The following is a 24840-nucleotide window of genomic DNA, read 5'->3' on the forward strand; positions in this document are numbered from 1 at the left end:
ATCTATGAACCTATTTTTATTGATATATCATAACGGTGGTTTAACGCACCATTACTTTCAAGGACCTAGTCGTGCCGTCGCTCATCTTGTCCTGACGGATGTAGATGCCGCGCTGCTTCGGCTCAGCCACACGCACACCGTTGATGGTGTACCATGCGGAACTTACCACGGTTGCCTTGCCGTCGGCCACGGTCTCTTCTACAGAAGATACGAAATCGTCCGGCTTGTTGGCGTCGCCATCACCATAGTACAACAACTTGAAATTGTCGAAAATCATCCAGTCCGCCGGAATCATTTTCTCCTTATGTGCACCCAACACGACAGGCTGCCCGGATTCGGACACATAGAACGAAAAATCGCTTTCGTACTTACCGTCTTCAAAAGCAAGCTTCGTACCCGCCACATTATTCACAATGATATTGTACAAGGCATTGCTGCCGGGGAAAAGGCTGTCTGCCAGCACCACGTCTTTCGCGTCATACTTGAACTCGGCCATGTCGTCGAAAATGGAATGCAACGTCTCCTCCCACTGTCCTTCACCTGCTTTCACGTAAACGGAACCATTGATTTCCTCCGTACCGTCGCGATGCGCAAGGGCAGCCGTCAGACTATTCCCGGCACGGTAGAAGCCATTGAAGGACAAGCGGTAATATCCTTTCGGCAATCCATAAATCGTTTGGTGTATGTCAGCATTTTCCTTTTCGTAAAACTCATAATTCAACCCACTTGTGGCATTGGAAATGCCATTGGTCACCACCCAACCTTGAATGGAAGCCACATCTTTCGCGCCTTCTGCATCCCATTCCGAGAAGTTCGGGGTCTGGATCATGGATGTCACATCTGCCGGAGTTTGCAGTGAAGCCTTGGACACATCCAAGACAGCAGCCACCATCTTGGAATACGCCTCAGTGATTTGTGCCGTATATTGCTCTATTTGAGCCATGCTTTCAAGCACTTCCACCTTGTCCAACATCTCGACAATCACTCCTTCGAAGGCATCGAACTCCTCAGTATCACCATATAGTTCCGTATAGCTGTTCTCGTCCGTAGCCCTGAACTTGTTATCGTGGTAAACCACCAAAGCCTCAAATTTAGAGGCAGCCTCCTCTGCCTTTCCGGCAGCCGTTATTGCCTCATTCAACACTTCAACCTGAGCGACGTATTCTTCCAACGTCAAGCCATCGGAAACGGCTTCATTGGCACCCGTTATCGCCTTGTTCAAAGTCTCCTTGGACTCGGCCGTAGTCAGTGCTTCACGGTCGCGCATGCCGACAGCCTCCGCAATCAATGCGTTCAATGCCGATTCGGCACCGCTCATGTCATCCGCACCCAAGTAAGTCACCTGGAAATTATCCATGACCACCCAAGAAGCATCCCAATCAATATTCTTGCCATCCAACTTGATTCCTATGCGGAGTTTACCGTCTTCGCCCACATAGCAGGTGGTTTCGTTCAATTGGAAAGTCGGATCGGCACTCATCATGCTGCTTGCCGCCTCCAGGCTGCGGGTCCAATACATACCGGCCATGCTATCGTCCCAAGTGATGGCCTCGAAGTTACCGGCAAGCCCCTCTTTCTCTGCTTCCGAAATAGGCCTGTCCATCGGATGGTGAAGCTTCACTGTGGCATCGTTGGCCACGAGGTAACCATGGATGTTGTTGGAAGTGTCGCCATCCTGCCCCCAATTCTCTTTCCAACTGTTCTTGTTCTGCGAACTCGGGCAATAATATCCTTGCATGGTAACCTTGTAGGAGCCTTTGGGCAGCCCTTCCAAATCCTGGTAAATCACGACTTCTCCACCTTTGGCATTCCACAATTCAGCGGACGCATGGGCATGCTTGAAGTCACCGGTATCGGCTCCGCCTTTCGTCCAGCCCGTCAAGACATTGTCGAAGTTCGGGTTTACAAACAACCCTGTCACCTCACGCGTGCCACCTTCCTCGCTCAAAGACTTGACCACAGCCGCACGGAGCGCACGTTCAGAATAAACGTCGATGCTGTCGATTTCGGACGGATCGAATGTCTTGCCTTGCTTAGCTGCGTCGAGGTCGTCCAAGAATTTTTCATAATCAATCAAACCTACCTCCTCATAAGACTCCGCATATGCATTGTTCAACTCTTCGATTTTAACCCCCAGTTTCTTATATGCAGCGATATCCATGGCCAAGGAATCCATACGGAGCTGCACGGTCGTAATAAGCCCCTTCAACTCTTCATCACCCACGCTTTCGTTAGCCGCAGCTTCTTTGGCCACCCGGATGGTCTCTTCGTACTTCTGTTGGCCCATATTGCTGAAGGTTTCATTGGCATCTACATATTCTTTATATTTTTCTTCGGCAGACTTGATGTTGTTTTCCAACAAGGTACGATAAGTCACCGCACCGGACTTGCCCAAATAGTTCAATGTGAAGTTGTCCACCGCAGTCCAATTGGAATTTGCATTCTCCACCACCATACCGATTGTGGCTGTACCGCCTATCACGGAAAACTCTACCGTATAAGGAGCAAAATACCCATTGGCCTTGTCCGGATTTTCCACCGCTTGCACATTGGCTTCTGTACGTGCTTCGCCCACCAAAGTCTTGGCATAAAGGAAACGACCTTTCGGAGCTTCGTTCACATTATTCGTCATGATATACGCGCCCAACCGATACTTGCCGTCCGGCAAATCCTTCAAATCCTGAAGGATGGACCAATTGGGTTGGTTTCCGGAACTTGAAGGAATCCAATATTCAAAGAAGGCCTCGCATTCCGTTCCGTCACTGGCCACCATCTTGTCGCCTGTTTTACGGACAAAATTCCCGGTAGTCCCCTCGCGCTTGGTCACCCAACCGTCCGTACTTTCCTTAAATGAGGGTTGTGAAATCAAATCCGTCACGTCCATCGGCTGTAACTCAGTGGCCGAATTGTACTTGAAATCCAATATTTCCGATTTCAAGTTGACGGTCGCCTCTTCCAAAGCTTCCACCTTGGCATTAGCATCGTTATACAAATCCGCATACGCGGCGTAATCCTTATAACCGGCAGCATCCGCCGCTTCCAACTGCACCTTCAGCTTCTTTTTAGCTTGATACACGTCGTAAACGTCCGGTGCCACAAATTTCCAGTCATACCCGGGATTATCAACGCCTGCCGCACCGTCACGAATCAAAGGCGTCACGCCAGACTCGCCTTCAATCACCCCAATGTAATCGTTGGCATACTCTGATGTTGCACCATATATCGGATCCGAATCGGAAATCTTAATCCGATAAGTTTTGTCGGATTGTTTCACGATTTTCCACAACATATGCCCCTGCTTGTCGTGGTCCACACACAATTGAAGCCCTGCCGGTATGTATATTTCATGCAAACCACTATTCGTTTTGCCTTCTTTCATGGACAAACGCCACCCGAAAGCCGCATTATATTCTGCATCAGTTTGAGGCCGACGGCTAAGCTCATAATCTTGCCCCCAACTCAAAGTGATTTTCTTCCCTTGGTCTGCCACAATTAATTCTGTGCCTCCCCAATCAGTATGATGGAAAACACCATTGTTCATAAATTTCTGCGTAGCCACATGGTACACATAATACACTCCACCACCTTCGACATTTTCGGTCAAATTGGGGTTCACAAAATCCAATTCAGGATCATCCCATGCAGCCCACAAGGGCATGGTAGACGACGTAGCACTGCAAAGTGCCATCAAAGCAAGTAATCTTGTCTTCATTTTTACAATTCAAATTAATATATTGTACAAGGATGTAAATCTAAACTTTTATATTGACTGTGAAGTATTATTCCCCAGTCCAAATTCATCAAATCGACTCGACGAGGGTAAAACCTTTTATAATAGCCATAACCGGCAGGTATATAATTCGACGCAATCTCTACATATAAACAATTTTTCTTGTCCGAAAAATAAGGTGGAATACTTCGTATTGAATATTTTCCAGCATCTCTATCAAAATACAAAGAGCCATAAGTTAAACCAGAACCAATACCAAATAAAATACTCAAATCAAAGTAACACGACAAATAACTCTCACAAGCACGAGAAACCAAACAAACACGATCTTCACTTGAACCTGTTATATATAAATTAAACCCACAAGTAAGACCATCGTCACCTATTACCAACCCCATTTGGCCATCACTAACACGACGGTTCATATCTACTTCCTCACCATAAACTGTTAGAGCAACAATCTGTTTTTTAGCCATCAAATTCATGATAGAGACTAAAGATGTGTCAAGTGCCTCCGTTATATCTATCTTTATATGCCAATCATTATCATTTGGCTCAACGTTTTTTGTACAAATTGTACTCGGAGTGACAAATTCATCCATTTCTACATCTTCATTTTGATTACAAGAAATGAAGAGGCACAAAAAACCACATAAAATAAAATAAGACTTAAGAGTATTCATAATACTAATTTTTAAAAGGGGTAAAAGCACAAATAATATCACGCATCAAAGCAAGTAATTTGTTTTTCATGCTTCTCGAAAATTAAGTTAATTATAATGTTTTGCTATACTTATTACGACAGCAAAATTACAAGAAGTATTTAATTAAAAAAATAATTCAGGAAGAAAAAAGCAGAAAAGCTCCATTTTTTAACAGTTTTGTGTCCCCACACAGCCCAAAAATGTGCGGGGACACAAATAAAGCATCCTATTGATTCAAATCACTTCATCATGACCTTCACGGCCTTTACTGTTCCGTCGCTCATCTTGTCCCGACGGATATAAATGCCGCGCTGCTTCGGTTCGGCTACACGCACCCCGTTGACGGTGTACCATGCGGAAGCAACCACCGTAGCCGTTCCACCAACAAGTACCTCACCAATATTATCCACGAAATCGTCCGGTCTATTGCCATCACCGTCACCCAGATATTCAAGGGAAAAGTCGTCGATGCAAACCCAGTCTGCCGCTACCCCTTCATCCTTGCGCACACCGATGTTCACTGATTCTCCCTCTTTCACATAGAAAGGCTTATCCGCATCGTAATATCCCCATGTCATGGCAGCACGCATACCCAATCGGTCATTGGCCACACAATGGTATGTACGTTCGGAACCGGGGAACAAAGAATCAGGCAGCACTGCATCATTGGGAGAAAGCAAACCGTCATGCACGCACTCCATGAAACTTGGAAGAACGCCTTTAAAATCCGCACTTTCCGTTTGGACATAAACATAAGCCAGTAAATTCTCCGTTCCGTCCCTATGAGCCGTCGCGGCCTGAATATTATCCCCGTAACGATAACACCCTTTGAGACGAATGCGGTAATAGCCCTGCTTCATATTATACAAGCCCTGATGGATATCGGCTTTCGTGGAATTGAAGAATTCAAAGACCGAGTCGGCAGCTGTAGTAACCTCTGCATCCGACTCCACGTCCCAACCGTCGTAATTGAACACCACGTTCCCTTCTTCATCTTCCTGTTGGAAAGATGGGTTCTCCAACAGTACGGTGACATCCAACGGTTCGTCCTTGGAAGCGGCAGAAAAGTCGATGGCACTCTGTTTCATCTTGCCGTAAGCATTGTTCATATCTGCAATGTATTGCTCAACCACCCCCACGCTCTCGAATGAACCGCCGTCGATGACGTCCATGACTTCATAAACAACATTCAAAAGCGCGTCTACATCATCCTGGCCATACGAATCATAAGAACCTTCATTATATGCCTGATCATGCCGGACCACTTGATGGTCTATTTCCTTCAGCAATTCAATGGATGTGCGGCCTTGTTCTATGGCGGCTGACAACGCAGCCATGGTTTCCTTGAACAACCGGGCTGAAACTTCACCCTTAACCACTTCTTCCGCTTCCAAAACAGTAACCTGCAGAAGTTCCCGAACATCCAACGGTATCAGGCTCCCGTCAGCCCCCACCTGCTTGGCTTCATTGATTTTCGCCTGCAAGGCTGCCACTGCGCCTTCCTGATTGTCCAACCCCTGATAAATGACCTGGAAGTTATCGAAAGCCACCCACGACTCATTGCGTGTCACTCCGGCAAGCTTCATGCCGACACGGAGCTTTCCGTCCTCGCCCACGTAACAAGTCACGGTGTTGAGATAATTCCCCGGATCGGATTTAAACACTTCCTGCGATGACGCCTTGTCTGTGGGAAGCCATTTCCCGTTCAGGTTTTCGTCCGCCGTACCGGAAACCTGCTCCCAACCTCCTTCTGTCATTTTGTCGTTACGCGGGAAGTCGGCGATATGATGGACCGGGGCAGAGGCTTCGTTTCCAAACACGGAGGCCATCACCTTGTTCACTTCGTCTCCTTCAAGTCCCCAGGTCTCATGCCATACGGACGTGGTCGGAGAACTCGGGCTATAGAATCCTTGCACGGTGATTTTATAGAAACCTTCGGGCAAACCGGCCACGTCCTGATAAACTTCCCAATCCCGGCCATTCCAAACTTCGGTAATTTCCGTACCTTCGTTCTTAAAGTCGCCGTTCCCGGTCTTAATCCATCCGTCATTGCTCTTTGCAAAGCTCGGGTTGACCAACAGACCTGTCACATTGTCAGTAGCCCCGCTCTCCATCATGTCGGCCACGTCCTGCCTAAACAGTTCTTCGGCGTATGCCTCTGCCCCGTTTATCTCTGCCGGTGTCATCGAACCGTCATCATAAGCCCGATAGAGTTTGTCCAAGTAACCCTCATAAGAAGGCAAGCCGACCTCACTGTAAGGACTGTCGACAAGTTTGTTTTCCAACGCCGGAATCACCACGTCGTTCAATTTCTTATAAGTGGCAATATCTGCAGCCAACGAATCCTTCCGGGCATTCACCATCCGGATTGCGGCAGCCCAATCGTCATCCGTCAGTCCTGCATTGCCTGCAGCTTCCTTGGCGCAGGCCAAGACTTCTTCATACTTCGCCTTGCCCGATGCCGAGAAGTGCGCATTTGCTTCTATCTGCCCTTGCAAATAAGTTTCGGCATTTTTTACCGTACGGTTCAATTCGGCCGCCAAACCGCCTTCGTTACCCATATATTCGAGCTTCACATTGTCTATACCAAACCAGTTACAATTAGTGTTTTCGGTCATAAAGCCAAGCGTCAAATCGCCGCCCCGGGAATAAAACTCCAATACGACCTTACGCGGTGCAGGCACGTCGGCACCGCCCGGCGTACCATTCTTTATACCATAAAATTTCACCGTATGCGCCTCGGCCCTGAACTTCTCGTCATATTTCGACGCATCAGCAAAGAGATACAGCCCCCGGGGGATATCGTTCAAATTACTTTGATTGTAACCCAAAGTCACGGCCGACAAACGGTAACGGCCGGAAGGCATGTTCCCAAACTTCTGATAAAGATGTATGGCACTGGTTCCTCCCGGTTTGGTCCACTTCTCGCAGAACTGATCCATTACCACAGATTCATCATCCGGGTCCTGGTATTTGTCATTCTTCTGATGCCCTAATGCCGGAGAACCACCATCCTCAATCCAACCTCCATTGCCCGCATCAAACGAAGGATTGGCCAGCAAATCCGTAAACTTGGGATTCTCTTCGGAAGCCCCGGCCCCCAACCGGTCGGTCACGGCCTGTTGCAGTTCATCCGCCGCACTTTCCAACTCTTCAGCCGTGGCATCTGTCTTTTCGTAAAGCGCCACATATCCTGCCACATCCGTATAACCGTTCTCGCCGGCAAACTCCAATTGGGCCTGCAAAGCCTTTTTAGCCTGATAAACAAAATAAGCTTCGGGCGTAACAAACGCCCAATCGGTCTCTACCTTATCAAAACCGCCCTGTTCCTTATCGGCAAAAGGATACACCACCGTGCTGCCGGAATTCACGCCCCACACGCCGTTCATCGTCACCGCATTGCCGGAAACCGTCCCGAAATCGGGATCCTGGTCCACAATCTTTATCGCATAATAACCATTTTCCTGCTTTCGGATTTGCCACAAGGTATGGCCGTCCGACCCGCAATCCACGTATGCACTTGCAGTACCGGTCACATAAATCTCATGAAAACGGTTGCCATTGGACGGCCCGTCCAGCATGTTAAAAATCCAACCTTTGCCCGGCACCTTCGGTTCCTGTACCAATAACGGAGGACGTTCTTCCCCGTAAGCCATGGTTATTTCCTGCCCGATGGAATCCACGCTCAGCTGCGTACCGGAAGCATTACCGGCTGCAATAAACTTCCGGGTAGCCACATGATAGATGTAATACTTTCCCCCTCCCGTCCCGTCGGTTGCAAGATTGGGTTCCACTGTCACAATCGTGGGGTCGCCATACTCGGCGGCCCACAGAGGCATCGTTGAAGAAGTAGCGCAGCACAATGCCATGGCTGCAAGGATTCTGTTCTTCATTTCTCTACGTTTTTAAAGATTAATGTATAGTCTTCCTTTGACTCTTTACACGGTTTACGAACAAAGGCGCGAAAAAGCACAAAGGGAAGAAACTTTTTTTCGTTTTAACTCAAAAAAAAATGTTTTTCCCCAAAAAAGGAATAAAAGAAAGGTGATTTTGTATCTTTGTATGATAAACAAAAACTAATTTGACGAATATGATCATAGCCGTAGACTTCGACGGAACCATCGTAGAACACCGTTACCCTGAAATCGGACGTGAGATTCCCTTTGCAGTAGAAACATTGAAAAAGCTCATCGAAGACCGCCACCAACTCATCTTATGGAGCGTACGGGAAGGGCGTTTGTTGGACGAGGCCGTAGAATGGTGCCGCCAAAGAGGAGTAGAGTTTTATGCCGTAAACAAGGACTTTCCGGAAGAGGACACCGACAAAAACCGACATTACAGCCGCAAGCTGAAAGCAGACTTGTTCATCGACGACCGCAACTTGGGCGGACTTCCGGACTGGGGTACCATCTACCGGATGATTAAAGAAAAGAAAAGCATGGCACAACTGTTACAGGAAGAATGGGAAGAAGACCAACCCGTGGCACAAAAGAAAAAAAAGAGATGGTGGTTTTAACCCCCCATCCCTTTTCCTTTCCGTATCCTATATATAAAGGTATCAATCCTTATCTTCAAAATCTTCCTCATGGAGATAACTACCGCCTTCGCGCGGAGATTTTGATTTACCGGAGCGCGCCTCTTTACCATAGCCCCCATAATTACCATAACCGCCATAGCTGCCATAAGAACCGTAACGGCCGTAACGGCCATAATTACCGTAACCGTAGTAATAACCATACTTGCGCTGTTGCAAGTCTACCCCGTTAAGCACCAAGTTCATCTTCGGCAATTTTCCTTCCTGATGAATCGTATTCACGATATTGAAATTACGTTTGAGAGAATAATCACACCGGCACACAATAAGAGTTGCATCAGCCAAACGCCCTAACAATAAGGTATCGCTCACCAGACCGACAGGCGGAGTATCGACAATCACCATGTCATACCATTCGCGGAAACGTGCAAAAGCACCATCCAAACGTTCCGAAGTAATCAGTTCACCGGGATTAGGCGGAATCAAACCCGCAGGCAATACGTCCAGATTGGCATGCATGCCGGAATTGAATATCTGCTCACGCAAAAATCCGTCCGAACTGTCTTCCCCGGCCAAATAAGTCGTCAGCCCATGATGCCCCGTGACCAGACCGAACAACTTGGCCAATCGCGGCTTACGGACATCTAATCCGACCACCAAGACTTTGCGCCCCATCAAAGCCATACTCATGGCCAGATTGGTTGACACGAAAGTCTTTCCTTCACTGGGTATCACCGACGTGCACAAGAGCACCTTTTCGCTCTTCTTCATGACAAAGCCTAAATTGGTACGCAGGCTACGGAACGTTTCCTCCATTATATCATTAGAATTCTCCCGGACGACAATCGCCCTTTTGCCGTCCTTCAAATCCCCGGCCACGAAAATATCGCTCAAGACGGCCAAATCGGTCAATTTTTCAATATCATTACGTCCTTCGATGCGATAACGCAACAAGTTCAGCAAGTATATCAGTCCGGCCGGAATGGCTACTCCCAAGACCAAAGCGATAAGCGCCACCATTTTTTTCTTCGGTGAAATGGGACGGATTGTGCTTTCGGGAGCATCGATGACCTGAGCCTTGTCTACTGTAGAAGCCAAAGAAATGGCATTTTCCTCGCGCTTCTGCAACAAAATTTGATATAGTGCCGCCTTTACAGACTGCTGACGTCCTATGTCGGTGAGGACACGTTCCTGCGTTGGTGCATCGGAAAGACGTCCGATGAAGAGGTCGTATTGCTCGTCCACATGCCGCTTCTGCACGCGCATATTATCATATACCGTAGAAAGCGAATGACGGATGCCCGGATAAAGGGAAGAAATGGCATTGGTAATCGACACCACCACGGGGGAAGACTCGGGAGCCGTCTTCAACAAGCGTTTACGCTCCACCACTTTTGCATTGTAACCTGCAATCATGGAATTCAAACTTTCGTCCGTCAACCCGAGATTGGCAGGAATGATTTCCATGTAGTTGGCCGGATTGTCCACATATTCCTTCAAGGATTTCACCAAAAGCATCTGGGTCTGCAACTCTATCTGTTGCGTCTGGTAATTCTCCAAACCCTTATATGCCGCTTCTGCGTCTGACATCAAGTCCACCAACTGATTTCTTTTCTTATATAACTCCAAGTCCGACTCTGTCGTGCCTAATTCCGCGTCAATGATTTTGATACGTTTGTTGACAAAGGCTTCCGTCTTGAGAGCCACCTCGTTTTTCACCTCGTTGGCATCCTCATTATACACGCGAATCAACTCGTTCATATAATCTTCCGCACGTTGGCGCTGCGTATCACTCATGGTAATACGGGCTATCGTTGTCATCTTGCTAATAGGCTCAATGGAAGTGGCACCCAAAAAAGCTTCGGCCATGATTGCAGGACGGAAAATGCCTATCCTCAAAGTCCGTCCATCGGATGCACCGGCAAAATTGGGATTCGGGCGCAATGTCACCCAACCGGACAAGGTCTTTACCCTTACCGGGAAACCCTTGACATTGGACTCGAAACGTTCCCGCAACGCCTCCCCCTCTATATGATAGCCTCCTTCTTGCAAAGGCGTGATTACCAAAGACACCGGCATGGACAAAGTATCCAAGTCCACAGGTGACATGTCGGCTACAATCGGCGACGTACGGTAGAGTTCCTCATCACGCAACATTCCGTCGAATGAATAACGGACATACAACTTAAGATTGGTCACGGCACGCCGCGCCAAAGTCTTGCTGCCCAAGATTTCCACCTCATTGTCAAAACCGTTGCTGTTCGTCAAAACGCCCAATTGCGTAAAGTCGGCCAATCCCCCCCCCGACATTCTTCTTTTATAGGGGTCATCCTCCTTTATCAGGACTTCGGCCCACGTGGAATAAACCGGAGATTTACACCTAAGATATAAAAAGGCAACGAAAAGGCAACCGATAATGGATATGGCAAACCAATGCCAATGCAAGATGACCGCATCCAATATTTCACGATAGTTAAAACCGGAATCCTGTTCCTCAACAACGTCGTTGGTTTGAAAAGTTTTTTGGGGCATATTATTCTTAATTATTCTCTGATTATTTCCATTCAAGCCACAAAATTAGAAATCTTTGACATACATTCCAAATAAATAGACGAAATAGTTCTTTATTTCGAGCTTTTTTAATTTTCAATCAATTTAAAACAATATATTATTGTAGGATTCCATAAAAATATATACATTCGCAGTCACGTAACCAACCTTTCGAAAAGATAAAATATGAAAATTAAGAATCTGGAAGAATCCGGCATTGTTAAATCCGCCATCATCTGCAACGATATCATATTGCTGATGGCCAGTTATTGGTTAGCCTTTGCGCTGACCCACAGCTTCGCACTGGCTTTCAGCTTTCCATACGCCCTGAAAACGGAACTGCTCATCGGCGCACTGACCATTTTCCCTACTTTTTACATAGCCCCACCCGTATTCCTGAAACACATGGTGTACGGCAATGACATCTTGGGACGTTCAGTTTACACCGTATGCCTGCAAACGCTGTTCATGATAGCGGCTATCAGTCTGATACGGCGGATGAACGTGGCCGGCGAAGAACTCCTCATAGGGGCTTCTTTTTTCTTCTGCCTGCTGTATGCAGAGCGGACTATCGTGCACAATATCCTGAAACACAGCCGTTCGAAAGGGCATAACTTACGCTACGTCGTATTGGTGGGACATCCGTGGAACTTAGAGGACATTTACCATACACTGAACGACCATAGTCTTGGATTCAAGATTTTAGGTATCTTCACCCGTAAAGAACTTCCGGAAGACATGCACCTGAAAAATTTGGGAGACCGGCGGATGGTAATGAGTTACTTGCGCCAACACCAAGAAGTGACAGACTTATACATGGTGCCCGACACCGACTATACGGCAGAAACGGACGAGATATTCCGTTACTGCGAAGACCACATGATTCGTTTCTACGCCCTGCCCGTATTCATGGAGTTCCTGACCAAACGTATGGAATTGTCGCACTTAGGCAGCACCATGCTACTGAGCGTGCGAAACGAGCCGCTGCAAGACCCGGTGAACCGTGGAGTGAAACGGCTTTTTGATATTTTGACGTCCGGGGTATTCCTATTTACCGTCTTCCCTATTGTGTACCTCATTGCGGGTATCATCATCAAAATACAAAGCCCGGGGCCTATTTTCTTCAAACAAAAACGGAACGGACTGGACGGAAAGGAGTTCTATTGCCTGAAGTTCAGAAGCATGCACGTCAACAAAGACAGCGACCGCCTACAAGCCACCAAGGACGACCCACGCAAATTCAAATTCGGTAACCTGATGCGCAAAACCAACATCGACGAGTTGCCGCAATTCATCAATGTGTTCAAAGGCGACATGAGCCTCGTAGGACCGCGCCCGCACATGCTGCTCCACACGCAGGAGTACTCGCGCCTGATCCGACGTTACATGGTGCGCCATTTAGTGAAACCCGGCATCACGGGATGGGCGCAAGTGCAAGGTTTCCGTGGCGAAACGAAGACATTGGACCAGATGGAGAACCGGGTGAAAGCTGACATCTGGTACGTGGAAAACTGGAGTTTCGGCCTCGACCTGCGCATCATGTGGCGCACGCTCGTGAACATGTTGAAGCACAATGAGGAAAATGCTTATTAATCACATATACATATAATATTATGAAAGGTATCGTATTAGCCGGCGGGTCGGGCACACGCCTCTACCCCATCACAAAAGGCGTAAGCAAACAAATGCTTCCCATTTTCGACAAACCGATGATTTATTATCCCGTATCGGTCTTGATGTTGGCCGGCATCCGCGACATATTGATCATATCCACACCTCACGACCTGCCGGGATTCCGTCGGCTGTTGGGAGACGGCAGCGACTTTGGCGTACGCTTCGAGTATGCAGAACAGCCCTCTCCCGACGGACTGGCTCAGGCTTTCCTCATCGGCCGCGAGTTCATCGGAAGCGACAGTGTCTGCCTGGTATTGGGTGACAATATTTTCCATGGAGCGGGATTCACCGGTATGCTGCGTGAAGCCGTGGCCAATGCCGAACGCGAAGGAAAAGCCACCGTATTCGGTTATTGGGTAAACGACCCGGAACGCTACGGCGTGGCCGAATTCGACAAGGCCGGCAACTGTCTGAGCATAGAGGAAAAACCGGATTTGCCGAAGAGCAACTATGCCGTGGTGGGCTTGTATTTCTACCCCAACAGTGTGGTGGACGTAGCGGCACATATCAAACCATCGGCCCGGGGCGAACTGGAAATCACCACGGTGAACCAAGTCTACCTGAATGAAAGGAAACTGAAAGTAAAAACCCTCGGAAGGGGATTCGCCTGGTTGGACACCGGCACACACGACAGCCTCTCCGAAGCCTCTACTTTCATCGAAGTCATCGAGAAGCGGCAAGGGCTGAAAGTGGCCTGCCTGGAAGGTATCGCCTACCGTCAGGGTTGGATCAGCGCGGAGAAATTGCGTGAAGTGGCACAGCCCATGCTGAAGAACCAATACGGACAATACCTTATGCGACTGAGCGAGGAGGTTTTCGAGCAAGAATAAACTGATGACAGAAAACTGAGTTTTCGCTTGCCTCTGCACCTACCTTTTTGTATATTTGTACCCTGAATTTAACCGAATAAAAAATACAATGGGTATAATAGCAAAATTATTGGGCAAAGCTCCCCAAGAAGAAACCGCGCGAGTGGGAGGAATGGAGGACTTCATGACCCTCATCCGTGTATATTACCAAGCCGTAATGGCCATGCAAATGGGAATCAGCAATCTGGCCGTACTACCGGACCTGCGCATCTTTAAACAAACGCTGCACGTCCCCACGGTAAACAACAAGCTAGGCATCGGCGAGAGGAAACGTTGCCGCACCATGCTGATGGATGTCTACGGCATGGAAGAAAACTTTTTCAAGGAGATAGATGCCAGCATCAAGCGTAACTGCCGCAATGTGAACGACATCAAGAACTATCTGCTTATGTTCCAGGGATTCAGCCAAGACCTGATGATGCTCATGGGCAACCTGATGCAATGGAAATTCCGCATGCCTTCGATGTTCCACAAGGCACTGCGAGGCATGACAGCCAAAACCGTACATCAGATTATGACCAAGAACGACTGGCGCGATGACAACATACGACGCACTTGCGTCAACATCCGCCAATACCAAATGCGTTTAGGGTACAGCGAAGCATGGATGACCGAATATGTCCACCGCATCGTCCTTTTGGCCAAGAAAGAGCCTAAACCCAAAGACATGGACGAGAAAAAATAAAAAACGCTTGGGACGTTAAACGTTTTTTCTTAATTTTGTAACGAGAAGGCAGAAATGACAGCAGAAGAAGATGCATTATTACGGACATTAGAGGCTCGCGTCACTCAAATGGCGTTGGAATACAAAGCCTTGAAAGATCGTTATGCCGCGTTGTCGCGCATCATGGAAGAAAAAAACGCCACCATAGCCGCGCTACATTCGCAAGTCGACCGCCTGCAAACAGATTATGCCAACTTGAAAACGGCCAAGATGATCGACATCAGTAGCGAAGACATGAAAAACGCTAAGTCGAGATTATCAAAGTTAGTGCGTGAAGTAGACAAGTGTATCGCACTTTTAAATGTGTAAAACATCATGGAAGTAAGCGAGGACTTTACCATAACCCTGAGATTAGGACAGCAACCTTTGTCCATCACCATACGGCGGAAAGACGAGGAAGCCTACCGGGCAGCCGAAAAGCTGATTAACCAACGATACAACAGCTACGCAGCCCAGTATCCGGATCAGGGCAATGAAATTTATTTGTGCATGGCAGCGTTGAGCATTGCGCTCTCGTTGAAAAAAAACGAATTCCGTAACGATACACAGCCATTCGTCGACAGCATGAAACGCATGTTGGACACTTTGGATGAAACCTTAGGGACGAAAGCACAATAAAAACATTCATTCTACAGGAAAAACCACACGCACTGTTTCCCTTTCTCCGCACCATGCGGACGGGGTGAGCGGTGCGTGATTTTTATATTATTCATTATAAACAAAAAAAGATATGGTATTTATAATCTCCGTAGCTTGCCTCATCGTCGGATGTATAGCAGGATTCGCTTTGTTCCGCTATGTGGCAACGGGTAAATATCGGCAAATCATCGAAGAAGCGAGCAAAGAAGCCGAAGTCATCAAAGAGAAAAAACTGCTCGAAGTGAAAGAAAAGTTCCTGAACAAGAAGTCGGAACTGGAAAAGGAAGTGCAGCAACGCAACCAACAAATACAGCAGCACGAAAACCGCCTGAAACAACGTGAACTGAGCCTGAACCAACGCCAGGACGACCTGAACCGCAAAAAAGGCGAAATAGAAACTGACCGCAAACGGTTGGAAAACCAACAGCAAGGACTGGCCCGCCGCGAAGAAGAATTGAAAGAACTGGAAGCTAAAGAGCGCGAGAAACTGGAAGCCATCAGCGGCCTGAGTGCCGATGAAGCCCGTGAACGATTAGTGGAATCCCTGAAAGACGAGGCCAAGACCAACGCGGCAAGCTACATCAATGAAATCATGGACGAAGCCAAGTTGACAGCCAACAAGGAAGCCAAACGCATCGTCATACAAAGCATACAGCGCGTAGCGACGGAAACGGCCATCGAAAACAGCGTGACCGTATTCCACATTGACAACGACGAAGTGAAAGGACGTATCATCGGCCGTGAAGGACGCAACATCCGTGCATTGGAGGCTGCCACAGGCGTGGAGATTGTCGTGGATGACACTCCCGAAGCCATTGTCATTTCTGCATTCGACCCCGTACGCCGGGAAATTTGCCGCCTGGCCCTGCATCAGCTCGTAGCCGACGGACGTATCCATCCGGCACGTATCGAAGAAGTGGTAGCCAAAGTGACCAAGCAAGTGGAAGAAGAAATCATCGAAACGGGAAAACGTACGGCCATCGACTTGGGTATCCACGGCCTGCATCCGGAACTGGTACGTATCGTGGGTAAGATGAAATACCGCAGCAGCTACGGACAGAACCTGTTGCAGCATGCCCGTGAAACAGCCAATCTCTGTGCCGTAATGGCTTCGGAACTGGGTCTGAATCCGAAAAAGGCCAAACGCGCCGGCCTGTTGCACGACATCGGCAAGGTGCCCGACGAGGAACCGGAATTGCCGCACGCCATCTACGGTGCCAAGTTGGCCGAGAAATATAAAGAGAAACCAGATATCTGCAACGCCATCGGTGCCCACCACGACGAAATGGAAATGACTTCATTGCTCGCTCCCATCGTGCAAGTGTGCGATGCCATCAGTGGAGCACGCCCGGGAGCACGCCGCGAAATCGTGGAAGCCTACATCAAGCGGCTGAACGACCTTGAAAACATCGCCATGAGTTATCCGGGTGTCACGAAAACCTACGCTATCCAAGCCGGGCGCGAGTTGCGCGTCATAGTGGGTGCGGACAAGATTGACGACAAGCAAACGGAAAGCCTGAGCGGAGAGATTGCCAAGAAAATCCAAGATGAAATGACCTATCCGGGACAGGTAAAGATCACGGTTATCCGAGAAACCCGCTCGGTAAGTTATGCGAAATAAGAGAATATTTCATGAACATGATGCCTTTCCTTTCACCACGAGGGGAAAGGCATATTTATTCAAAGCCGGACATGGAAAAATATATAAAGGCCATAAGCCAATGGATTGACGGAATCCCTTATGAAAAGGCTTTTTGGAACAATGTGTATCGTTGGAAACAGACATTCAACGGAATGATGCAATGGTCAAACTATGGCGGAATCATCGATTTGGAATGTTTTGACGCAAACCGTTTCCTCTCATCCTGCACTTCCTGCAAACCTAAAGTTTTGGACGTGGGATGCGGATTAAGCTATGCAACCGGTAACTATATAGAGATTAATGGTACTAAAACGGCACTTGACCTCCATTACGTAGACCCATTGGCGGATGTGTTCAATGACATTAAGAAAAGGTACCACCGTAACCTGCCGGACATAGAATTCGGCATGGTGGAATACTTGTCGGACTTCTTTCCCCGCCACGACGCAGACCTGATTATCATCCAAAATGCACTCGACCACTCTGCCATGCCCATAAAAGGCATACAGGAAGCCTTCTCCACACTGAAGACCGGGGGCATATTATATCTCAACCATCATCCTAACGAAGCTGAAACGGAACAATATAAAGTTTTTCACCAGTATAACATTGACGAAGAGAATGGAAAACTCATCATCTGGAACAAAACGGAAAGGTCTATCATTCAAGGTTTACTTGGTGCACACGCAGACATAACCGTAACCCGCCACGAAAACGGACATATAATAGCCATAATAAAAAAACTATCCGAAATACCATCGGAAGAATATCTTTCAGGTCATGACCGCATGCAAATATGCCACGCACTCATGGAAGTGGCCGGTAAATTAAAAATAAGCTATACTTTGAAATCTTCGTTAAAATATACTTTTTATAATTCCGTACAATTCATTGTACAAGCCCTACCTTGGGAAGCGAAGATGAGAATAAAGAAACTTATCAAACAGGCATGAATTTAAAAGGATGCAAAGCAAAAATATCAAATGGATCAATACAGCCCGCGCACTCTGCATGATTTCCGTTTACTTGCTCCATAGTGAATTCTACTATGGAGATGCAGGTTTTTCATACGGTTATGCTCTGACACCGTTCTATGTCAACACATTCTTTTTTATTAGCGGCTACCTGCTTTTCAAAAAATATATGAAAGTTCCCGAAACAATCTGTTTTCCAAAAAAGGAATATCATAAGCTGATAGCCAACGTGATTTTCAGGTTAGTCATCCCCACCCTCGTCTTTTCGACCTTAATCTACATCCCCAAAATGATATTCCACGGGAATCCCCTATCTTTCGGGCAATACCTTCATGATGTATGGGGAGGAACCAGTTATTGGTTTACTTCCGCTTTATCCGTCGCACAAATCTTATTGGCAGTTTTGTTACTGAGCCAACGCAGTCATATGGCGTTCTATGTAGTCGCATGCACTCTTTTGTCCCTTTTGGGAATACACCTCCGAGGTATCTTCCCCTCCTCTTTTCCTTGGTACTATCAAACAGGAATGGCTTCTACCTTATTGATGAGCTTGGGCGGTATATATTTGAGATACGAATCCCGAATTAACAAAATAATATCAAAACCCTACGTTTTCGGAGTAGCAGCTTTCGTATACCTTTACAGTATCATGATTACAAATCCCGCACAGCTTCAAAAAACAATACCGGACATCTACATGCATTTATGGGAATATCTGACCATCCTATGCAGTATTATTTGTATCATTACCCTCTCACACCTGCTCCCTCAGGTAAAATGGTTGGAATACATTGGAAAGAACTCCATTATATTTTACTTCTTCTCCGGAGTAATGCCAGCTTTATTCGGCAGCATCATTTCGCTATTCGCTCCCAATGCCTCATACGCCCTTACTTTAACCGTAACTTCCATTGCCCTACTGGCTGCAACAGGGATAAACTTGATTATCCAACAATATTTTCCCTACCTTACCGATTTGCGGAAAATCCTATTTCCCAACCAACAAGCTTTGCATAAGAAATCAAATTAATTTCTTATGCAAAGCCCTACATGCATAATTAATATAATAATATGCAGACTTTATAATCCCTATTTTTTCCACATTCATATAAATATTCCATTGCCAAGAGAGCACGGCTAACTTCCGTGAAGACACGGAAGCTTTCCGCACACGGTATAAAGCGGTTACCGTATTCGTATTACGAGCTATAAAGCCTTTCTTTAAAATAGATAACCATAAAGCGTAGTCTTCATGATGAATCGGCCTGAACAGCACCTTCCCCACTTTCGCAACATCATAAATACCTGTCAGGTTTCCAATCACATTACCTTTAAGCAAACATTCATAAGAAGCCGTATCCGGAGCCTTTATAATTCGACCTGCCCGAAACCCCTCTTCATTCATCTTTTCATAATTAGAAAAAACAATGGCCGTTTTTTTATGATTAAACAACCGAACCTGTTGCTCCAATTTAGTAGGGAACCAAATATCATCACTATCCAAAAAAGCGATGAAGCGTCCCTTAGCCTGCTGTATTCCTATATTCCTTGGAATAGCAGGAATGCCTAAAGGCTTATAGTTCTGCAACAGATGTATACGGGAGTCCTTTTTCACATATTGTTCTACAATATCTTTGGAATTATCTGTTGAACCATCATCCACGACAATCAATTCCCAACACGAATAAGTCTGTGAAATCACAGAAAGTATAGAATCTTCTATAAAACGCCCGGAATTATAAACCGGCATGATTACAGATACCATATCCATCGCCATAGACACGTTACTTAGAAAACAAGTAATGTTTTAACTTACCAAATGCTTTTATAGACCTCTTCAAATCAGAAGGATACGCCAACCCGACCCTCAACCTATGAAGGATATAGCTAAAGCGCAAATAATATTTCTTACGAGCCTTGTTACAGAAATCCACCATGTCTTGTGCCGAAAGTCCCGGCAAAGAAAGCACTGTATTATGGGTTCCATCTGCTAAACAATATTTTGCATAGTCCAACTCTATATAACCATTTGATTTAGCCCATGTATATGCCTCTGTTCCCGGATAAGGTATTAAAGGAAAAAACTGTGCCGTATCCGTATTCAATTTCAAAGCCAAATTCAAAGTCTCGTTCATCGTTTCTCTCGTTTCTCCGCAATTACCCACCATGTAACAAGCATGAATAAGCAGACCTGCCTTTTTTGCATCAGAAACATAGCGATAGAATTGCTCCACTTTCGTTCCCTTCTTTATATTGTCTAATATTTGCTGACTCCCGGATTCGATTCCGGGAATAATCAACCGACAACCCGCCTTTTTCATCGCACACATGGTTTCATAGTCCAAATTTACCCGTGCATTGCAAAGCCACTTCAAACGTTTATTAAGCCCTTTGTTTATCAATAAATTACAGATTTCCAGAACCCGTTTTTTATTAACCGTGAAAGTATCATCCTCTATCACGACTTCTTTGACATCCGGAAAATTCTCCGCAATATACTCAAACTCATTCACTACATTCTCTGCAGAACGTGCCCTGAATATATGTCCATGCATGGTTTGCGGATACACACAAAAATTACAATGGAACGGACATCCCCTTCCCGTAAAAATCTGGATAGAAGGATAAGTAGCCGCCGCAAAGAAATAATCCCTTTCGTTCAGGTTGTTTTTAATAAAAGTGGAAGCAAACGGGATTTCATCCAAATTCTTTATGGAAGGCATAATCCCCGTACGTATAAAAGTCTCCCCTTGCCTCAAGCACAATCCCCTTACTTGCAGAAGCTCTTCCCGGTTCTCAATGGCGTCAGCCAATTCTTTTATAGTTTCATCATACTCTCCTATCGCCACCGCATCTACCGCCTTGGAATATCCTAATGTTTCCTCCGCACATGCAGAAGGATGGGTTCCAACCAGAACAAGAAAGGAATGTGGATACATTTGCTTGATACGTCCTGCAAAACTCACGTCACTTTTTATGGAAGGTGTACTGGTATCTAAGACAAACAAAGTATTATCATCCGCCTTATTCGCAAGCAAAGTCAACGTTACTTCCTCATTTAAAGGTTTTGCCGGTGCATCCAAAAAATATACTTCATGCCCATTCTTCTCTACATAAGCAGCAGCGTATATCAGCCATAACGGATAATATAAAGCACCACTTTTTGTTATTGCCGGACTTCTAGATTCCCTTGAGAATTTACCATATTCTGCCTTAAAAGGCGGGTTTATAAAATAAACTTTCATACTTAATCATTCATAAATACACACTTACCCCTTATTTGTTTTGGCGTAATGCATGCGTTTCAGCATATCTATGCCAAAGATACAAATAATTAATCTTTTTACGCAATCAAAAGCCCAAAAATAAAAATAACAGAACTTGGCTAACCACCTTCCTCCCCCATTATTCAACACAATGTGCTCAATATCATATCTCTTTGCAGATATAGGAGCCACTGAGACTCCTCCCAATCTAAATTCTGCCAAATCAGCCGGAATGTATTTAAAACGTGCCCCTCCCTGATAAGCCCGTGTTAAAAAATCATGATCCATCATATAACGGAATTTCAAATCGTATCCTCCCCAACGGCGATAAGCTGCAGCCGTTACAAAAGTACCCTGATGGTCTACATTCACAAAAAACGGCATTAACGGGAACTTCATAGAGGGGATGTCACGCCCGGTAAATCCCGTATCTTTGTTGCGGATAATCACGTTTCCCCTGTAAACATCCACATCCGGTTCATAAAACTTTGCAACCACCTCCAATGCATTAGGCAGCAAAATATCATCACTATTAATGATTACAATCAAATCTCCTTTAGCATGAAAGATACCTTTATTGAACGCATCACTTATGCCTTTGTCTGGCTCGGAACAGAAATACCCCAAATGTTCTTTGTACTGTTCTATAATATCCAAAGTCCCATCTGTTGACCCTCCATCTATAATTACATAATCTATATATGGGTACTTCTGCTCCACCACACTCTTTATCGTTTCCTCCAAAGTATTCACACTATTATAACATATAGTAACGACAGAAATCACAGGATATTTCATAATTTAAATTTTCAAAATAAATTAAAAAGAATAGACAATCTCCCAAAAATGGACACAAAATGGTTTGCACAATCAAGTTCATGTCCGCAAATCAAAGAAACTTTGTTGAAACATTTTTTATAGTTTATCACCTTAAACGTTAACTCCTTGTGTTCTTCCACCATCAATTCAGCATAACCATTCCATAATTCTCTGGCAATAGAAGAACGTATCCTTTCATTTTTCCGTAACCTTCCAATTCTTTCTCTCCACCGGAATAATGAAGAGTTCACTTGTCCAACCGCATTTCGAGAATGTTGGCGATATAGGATATAAGGCTTATCATCAAAACAAACCCATGCACCCAATGCCATTGCAACATCATAAATCCATACATCGTGCATTCTCATATAGCGAGGAGTATACTTCAGTAACTCATTTCTAAGTTTATCGTTAAATACCATCGTACACCCTCCTACGAACTGATACATGAGTGCTTCACCATAAGTCAACAAAGGATGAATCTTTACACTATCCATTGGACACAAATTTTCATCAACCAACTGAGTTTGTCCAAAATACAAAGCAGGTCTGTCCACACAATTTCCAAATTGTTCTAATGCGGCCTTCAATTTATCTTCATGCCATACATCATCTTGATCCGAAAAGGCATACCATTCACATTTGGGAGCATTTAACAACAAATCCCAAAAACTCCGTGCCGGCCCTACATTTCGCCCTTCATACCATCGTAAGTTACCGTTCTTTTCCTCTTCAGCCAAGATCTGTTTTGTGCAATCCGAAGACCCGTCATCGCGTACCAACAAAGTACAATCTACTCCTTTTTGAGCATAAATAGAAACCAATTGCTCCTTCAAATACATTTGTCCATTATAAGTAGACATTAAAACCAATACCTTTTTCATTTCCCCTTTTTAATTGGCTCTATTACCGTCATCCAAACAACAATATCCACACTATTTTCTTCAGACATTACAAATCATTTCAGTATACGTTTTACAAACTCCATCCCTTTTTCTCCAATTACATTCCCTACTTTTTCTTTCAAAACTTGCTTGACGTCTCCAACCAATCCGGTACTTGTAATCAAACGTAAAGCCTCATTTTCGTCTGTATCACGCGTAAACACCTCAAAAAGGTATGACTTATTAATTTCAGTAGATAGAAAAGTACCCATGTTTTCTAAAAAATCCTCTTTAGAAGAAGCAGATAAATAATTTATACCAAGATTTTTGGCATAATCCCTTACTAATGTACGCGACTGATTGCCATAATGTCCAGCAGCCGCAATATATGGATTCACACCTTCTTTAAATATATGACCAGGATTCAGATAATGAGTAAACTCACAACCTTTACCGTTATTTACCAATAAAACTCTGATATTTTTCCCCCAATGCCGGTTACCTAAAGCATTCATATCATAAAAAAAGGCCAAGTCTCCCAAAACTCCAAAATACAACTTATCAGGATGAACCAAAGCTGCCCCCAAAAGAGAGGAAAGAGTCCCATCCGTACCGAAACCTCCCACATTGCATGCAGAATTCACGGATTTTGGAATCTCAAAAAAATCCCACGATCTTAAAGAAGTTAGAATACCGAAATGTATGGCACACCCCTCTGGAAGTCTGCAAGACAACTGTTTAGCCATCCATATATTTGAAAATGGCAAATCCGGAATTTTCTCATAACATCTGACATAATCATTTCTACATGATTTCAAAAAAGAAAGTGTACCCTTGCCTACATTTCGCTTTTGGCCATACTTCTCAAAGAAATGGGATTCGTCCATGTCGAACAAATAAGTAAGCTTACCATATCTGTCACGCAATTGTCCATCCCTATTCACGCGCCACACTTCTTGCGCCTTCCCCCCCATATTAAAATGATCACCAGAAACTTCCCCCAGATGTATCATCAAACGAATATCCTGTAAACATGGTGCATTTTGTACTGTCAACAAAGCATCCACCTGCCTAAAATTCCCCTTATAACCACTTGTATGGTCACAAAAACACACAGCATTGTTATTTTCACAAAAAGCATCAATCAAACCCGTCTCTCTTGCTGTGAATGGACGATGTGCCCCAATAAATATAGCTATCTTACCCTGGGGCAAAGGAGGGAAATCCCCATCATAATCAATTCGTCTGACAACTTTAACATACGGCAATTGCTTAACCGACAAATCCCGGCTATATGTAGTTTCCAAATTCACATGAGCCGGTCCTCCGCCATGAAGTGTCAAAGCCGAAATCGCCTGATTAATGCGCAATGCCGCATTTTCCGCATCCTTCGTATCACGTACTGACGGGATATAAGTACTAAAAGTCAGAATATCCTTGGCATGTACACTACGATCCGTAACCTGGTCGTACAAATTTCCTAACCGTCTCAAGTCTTGTGTACCGGTGATTACCAACACGGGCAACTTCCTATAAAAGGCTTCTGTTAATCCCGGCATATAATTACGAGCCGCCGTGGCACCGGTACATGTAAGTACAACAGGTTCACCACTCTCCTCTGCCATTCCGCAAGCCATATAAGCAGCCGATCTTTCGTCCACCGATGAATACATTTCAAATCCTCCATCATACATCAATGAAGCATTCAACATCATATTAGTCCCTCCAGGAGAGGTCACCACCTTCTTTATATGATGAGCTTTTAACAGCTTGACAAGTATCTGTATACCCTTTTCACTAGAATAATAAGTTTCCATATTTCTTATACTTT

18 protein-coding genes are annotated in these 24840 nt (G+C 45.5%); 9 read left to right on the forward strand and 9 right to left on the reverse strand.

Going from position 1 to position 24840, the window contains the following annotated elements; all coding sequences use genetic code 11:
* Nucleotides 1-40: 40 nt before the first annotated feature.
* From HMPREF9442_RS14655 to HMPREF9442_RS14665, 3 genes are all read right to left on the reverse strand, one after another.
* The gene (locus tag HMPREF9442_RS14655; RefSeq protein ID WP_040603226.1) at nucleotides 41-3712 is read right to left on the reverse strand and encodes a hypothetical protein; all 3672 of its coding nucleotides are present in this window, start codon (nucleotides 3710-3712) and stop codon (nucleotides 41-43) included.
* A gap of 14 nt (nucleotides 3713-3726) precedes the next feature.
* A complete protein-coding gene (locus HMPREF9442_RS16345; RefSeq protein WP_008630156.1) occupies nucleotides 3727-4413 on the reverse strand; it encodes a hypothetical protein in 687 nt (228 codons plus the stop codon).
* Between the two features lie 260 nt (nucleotides 4414-4673).
* Nucleotides 4674-8327 carry a hypothetical protein gene (locus HMPREF9442_RS14665; RefSeq protein WP_008630158.1) on the reverse strand — a complete coding sequence of 1218 codons (3654 nt, stop codon included), beginning with the start codon at nucleotides 8325-8327 and terminating at the stop codon, nucleotides 4674-4676.
* Nucleotides 8328-8524: 197 nt separating this feature from the next.
* Between HMPREF9442_RS14665 and HMPREF9442_RS14670 the strand changes: the two genes are divergently transcribed.
* Complete coding sequence (locus tag HMPREF9442_RS14670) at nucleotides 8525-8950, forward strand: BT0820 family HAD-type phosphatase (RefSeq protein WP_008630162.1); 426 nt, start codon at nucleotides 8525-8527, stop codon at nucleotides 8948-8950.
* 42 nt (nucleotides 8951-8992) lie between these two features.
* On the opposite strand, the gene HMPREF9442_RS14675 is transcribed toward HMPREF9442_RS14670, so the two are convergent.
* Nucleotides 8993-11500 carry a GumC family protein gene (locus HMPREF9442_RS14675; protein WP_008630164.1) on the reverse strand — a complete coding sequence of 836 codons (2508 nt, stop codon included), beginning with the start codon at nucleotides 11498-11500 and terminating at the stop codon, nucleotides 8993-8995.
* A 204-nt stretch (nucleotides 11501-11704) separates the two neighbouring features.
* Here HMPREF9442_RS14675 and HMPREF9442_RS14680 point away from each other — a divergent pair, with 204 nt between their 5' ends.
* The 8 genes from HMPREF9442_RS14680 to HMPREF9442_RS14715 all read left to right on the forward strand — a co-directional run bounded on the left by HMPREF9442_RS14680 (nucleotide 11705) and on the right by HMPREF9442_RS14715 (nucleotide 19070).
* Nucleotides 11705-13111 (forward strand): undecaprenyl-phosphate glucose phosphotransferase, encoded by a 1407-nt coding sequence (locus HMPREF9442_RS14680; protein ID WP_008630166.1) that lies wholly within the window; start codon nucleotides 11705-11707, stop codon nucleotides 13109-13111.
* A gap of 20 nt (nucleotides 13112-13131) precedes the next feature.
* Nucleotides 13132-14022 (forward strand): glucose-1-phosphate thymidylyltransferase RfbA, encoded by an 891-nt coding sequence (gene rfbA, locus HMPREF9442_RS14685; protein ID WP_008630168.1) that lies wholly within the window; start codon nucleotides 13132-13134, stop codon nucleotides 14020-14022.
* An 88-nt stretch (nucleotides 14023-14110) separates the two neighbouring features.
* Nucleotides 14111-14746 carry a DUF8491 family protein gene (locus HMPREF9442_RS14690; protein ID WP_008630169.1) on the forward strand — a complete coding sequence of 212 codons (636 nt, stop codon included), beginning with the start codon at nucleotides 14111-14113 and terminating at the stop codon, nucleotides 14744-14746.
* 54 nt (nucleotides 14747-14800) lie between these two features.
* Nucleotides 14801-15094 carry a coiled-coil domain-containing protein gene (locus tag HMPREF9442_RS14695; protein WP_008630174.1) on the forward strand — a complete coding sequence of 98 codons (294 nt, stop codon included), beginning with the start codon at nucleotides 14801-14803 and terminating at the stop codon, nucleotides 15092-15094.
* A gap of 6 nt (nucleotides 15095-15100) precedes the next feature.
* On the forward strand, nucleotides 15101-15403 hold the full coding sequence (locus HMPREF9442_RS14700) for a cell division protein ZapA (RefSeq protein ID WP_008630175.1): 303 nt from the start codon (nucleotides 15101-15103) through the stop codon (nucleotides 15401-15403).
* A gap of 112 nt (nucleotides 15404-15515) precedes the next feature.
* Nucleotides 15516-17045 (forward strand): ribonuclease Y, encoded by a 1530-nt coding sequence (gene rny / locus HMPREF9442_RS14705; protein ID WP_008620564.1) that lies wholly within the window; start codon nucleotides 15516-15518, stop codon nucleotides 17043-17045.
* 71 nt (nucleotides 17046-17116) lie between these two features.
* Nucleotides 17117-18019, forward strand: a complete 903-nt coding sequence (locus tag HMPREF9442_RS14710; RefSeq protein ID WP_040603227.1) for a class I SAM-dependent methyltransferase — start codon at nucleotides 17117-17119, stop codon at nucleotides 18017-18019.
* A gap of 10 nt (nucleotides 18020-18029) precedes the next feature.
* Nucleotides 18030-19070: an acyltransferase family protein gene (locus HMPREF9442_RS14715; RefSeq protein ID WP_008630177.1), complete on the forward strand. Its 1041-nt coding sequence runs from the start codon at nucleotides 18030-18032 to the stop codon at nucleotides 19068-19070.
* Here HMPREF9442_RS14715 and HMPREF9442_RS14720 read toward each other — a convergent pair.
* The 5 genes from HMPREF9442_RS14720 to HMPREF9442_RS14740 form a co-directional block, all read right to left on the reverse strand.
* Complete coding sequence (locus HMPREF9442_RS14720) at nucleotides 19062-19817, reverse strand: glycosyltransferase family 2 protein (protein ID WP_008630178.1); 756 nt, start codon at nucleotides 19815-19817, stop codon at nucleotides 19062-19064. The two genes, HMPREF9442_RS14715 and HMPREF9442_RS14720, sit on opposite strands and share 9 nt — an antisense overlap.
* Before the next feature lie 7 nt (nucleotides 19818-19824).
* Entirely contained in the window at nucleotides 19825-21285 is a 1461-nt protein-coding gene (locus HMPREF9442_RS14725; protein ID WP_008630179.1) for a B12-binding domain-containing radical SAM protein, read from the reverse strand.
* Between the two features lie 24 nt (nucleotides 21286-21309).
* Complete coding sequence (locus tag HMPREF9442_RS14730; protein ID WP_008630180.1) at nucleotides 21310-22104, reverse strand: glycosyltransferase family 2 protein; 795 nt, start codon at nucleotides 22102-22104, stop codon at nucleotides 21310-21312.
* Nucleotides 22105-22115: 11 nt separating this feature from the next.
* Nucleotides 22116-23009 carry a glycosyltransferase family 2 protein gene (locus tag HMPREF9442_RS14735; RefSeq protein ID WP_008630181.1) on the reverse strand — a complete coding sequence of 298 codons (894 nt, stop codon included), beginning with the start codon at nucleotides 23007-23009 and terminating at the stop codon, nucleotides 22116-22118.
* 74 nt (nucleotides 23010-23083) lie between these two features.
* Nucleotides 23084-24826, reverse strand: coding sequence for a thiamine pyrophosphate-binding protein (locus HMPREF9442_RS14740; RefSeq protein WP_040603228.1), 1743 nt, complete (start codon nucleotides 24824-24826; stop codon nucleotides 23084-23086).
* Between the last annotated feature and the right edge of the window lie 14 nt (nucleotides 24827-24840).

It is taken from the genome of Paraprevotella xylaniphila YIT 11841 (genome assembly GCF_000205165.1).
Taxonomy (GTDB): domain Bacteria; phylum Bacteroidota; class Bacteroidia; order Bacteroidales; family Bacteroidaceae; genus Paraprevotella; species Paraprevotella xylaniphila.

Excerpts from the sequence above, each read along its gene's own strand:
- HMPREF9442_RS14655 (WP_040603226.1), bottom strand. The coding sequence starts at position 3,712 with ATGAAGACAAGATTACTTGCTTTGATGGCACTTTGCAGTGCTACGTCG.
- HMPREF9442_RS16345 (WP_008630156.1), bottom strand. The coding sequence starts at position 4,413 with ATGAATACTCTTAAGTCTTATTTTATTTTATGTGGTTTTTTGTGCCTC.
- HMPREF9442_RS14665 (WP_008630158.1), bottom strand. The coding sequence starts at position 8,327 with ATGAAGAACAGAATCCTTGCAGCCATGGCATTGTGCTGCGCTACTTCT.
- HMPREF9442_RS14670 (WP_008630162.1), top strand. The coding sequence starts at position 8,525 with ATGATCATAGCCGTAGACTTCGACGGAACCATCGTAGAACACCGTTAC.
- HMPREF9442_RS14675 (WP_008630164.1), bottom strand. The coding sequence starts at position 11,500 with ATGCCCCAAAAAACTTTTCAAACCAACGACGTTGTTGAGGAACAGGAT.
- HMPREF9442_RS14680 (WP_008630166.1), top strand. The coding sequence starts at position 11,705 with ATGAAAATTAAGAATCTGGAAGAATCCGGCATTGTTAAATCCGCCATC.
- rfbA (WP_008630168.1), top strand. The coding sequence starts at position 13,132 with ATGAAAGGTATCGTATTAGCCGGCGGGTCGGGCACACGCCTCTACCCC.
- HMPREF9442_RS14690 (WP_008630169.1), top strand. The coding sequence starts at position 14,111 with ATGGGTATAATAGCAAAATTATTGGGCAAAGCTCCCCAAGAAGAAACC.
- HMPREF9442_RS14695 (WP_008630174.1), top strand. The coding sequence starts at position 14,801 with ATGACAGCAGAAGAAGATGCATTATTACGGACATTAGAGGCTCGCGTC.
- HMPREF9442_RS14700 (WP_008630175.1), top strand. The coding sequence starts at position 15,101 with ATGGAAGTAAGCGAGGACTTTACCATAACCCTGAGATTAGGACAGCAA.
- rny (WP_008620564.1), top strand. The coding sequence starts at position 15,516 with ATGGTATTTATAATCTCCGTAGCTTGCCTCATCGTCGGATGTATAGCA.
- HMPREF9442_RS14710 (WP_040603227.1), top strand. The coding sequence starts at position 17,117 with ATGGAAAAATATATAAAGGCCATAAGCCAATGGATTGACGGAATCCCT.
- HMPREF9442_RS14715 (WP_008630177.1), top strand. The coding sequence starts at position 18,030 with ATGCAAAGCAAAAATATCAAATGGATCAATACAGCCCGCGCACTCTGC.
- HMPREF9442_RS14720 (WP_008630178.1), bottom strand. The coding sequence starts at position 19,817 with ATGGCGATGGATATGGTATCTGTAATCATGCCGGTTTATAATTCCGGG.
- HMPREF9442_RS14725 (WP_008630179.1), bottom strand. The coding sequence starts at position 21,285 with ATGAAAGTTTATTTTATAAACCCGCCTTTTAAGGCAGAATATGGTAAA.
- HMPREF9442_RS14730 (WP_008630180.1), bottom strand. The coding sequence starts at position 22,104 with ATGAAATATCCTGTGATTTCTGTCGTTACTATATGTTATAATAGTGTG.
- HMPREF9442_RS14735 (WP_008630181.1), bottom strand. The coding sequence starts at position 23,009 with ATGAAAAAGGTATTGGTTTTAATGTCTACTTATAATGGACAAATGTAT.
- HMPREF9442_RS14740 (WP_040603228.1), bottom strand. The coding sequence starts at position 24,826 with ATGGAAACTTATTATTCTAGTGAAAAGGGTATACAGATACTTGTCAAG.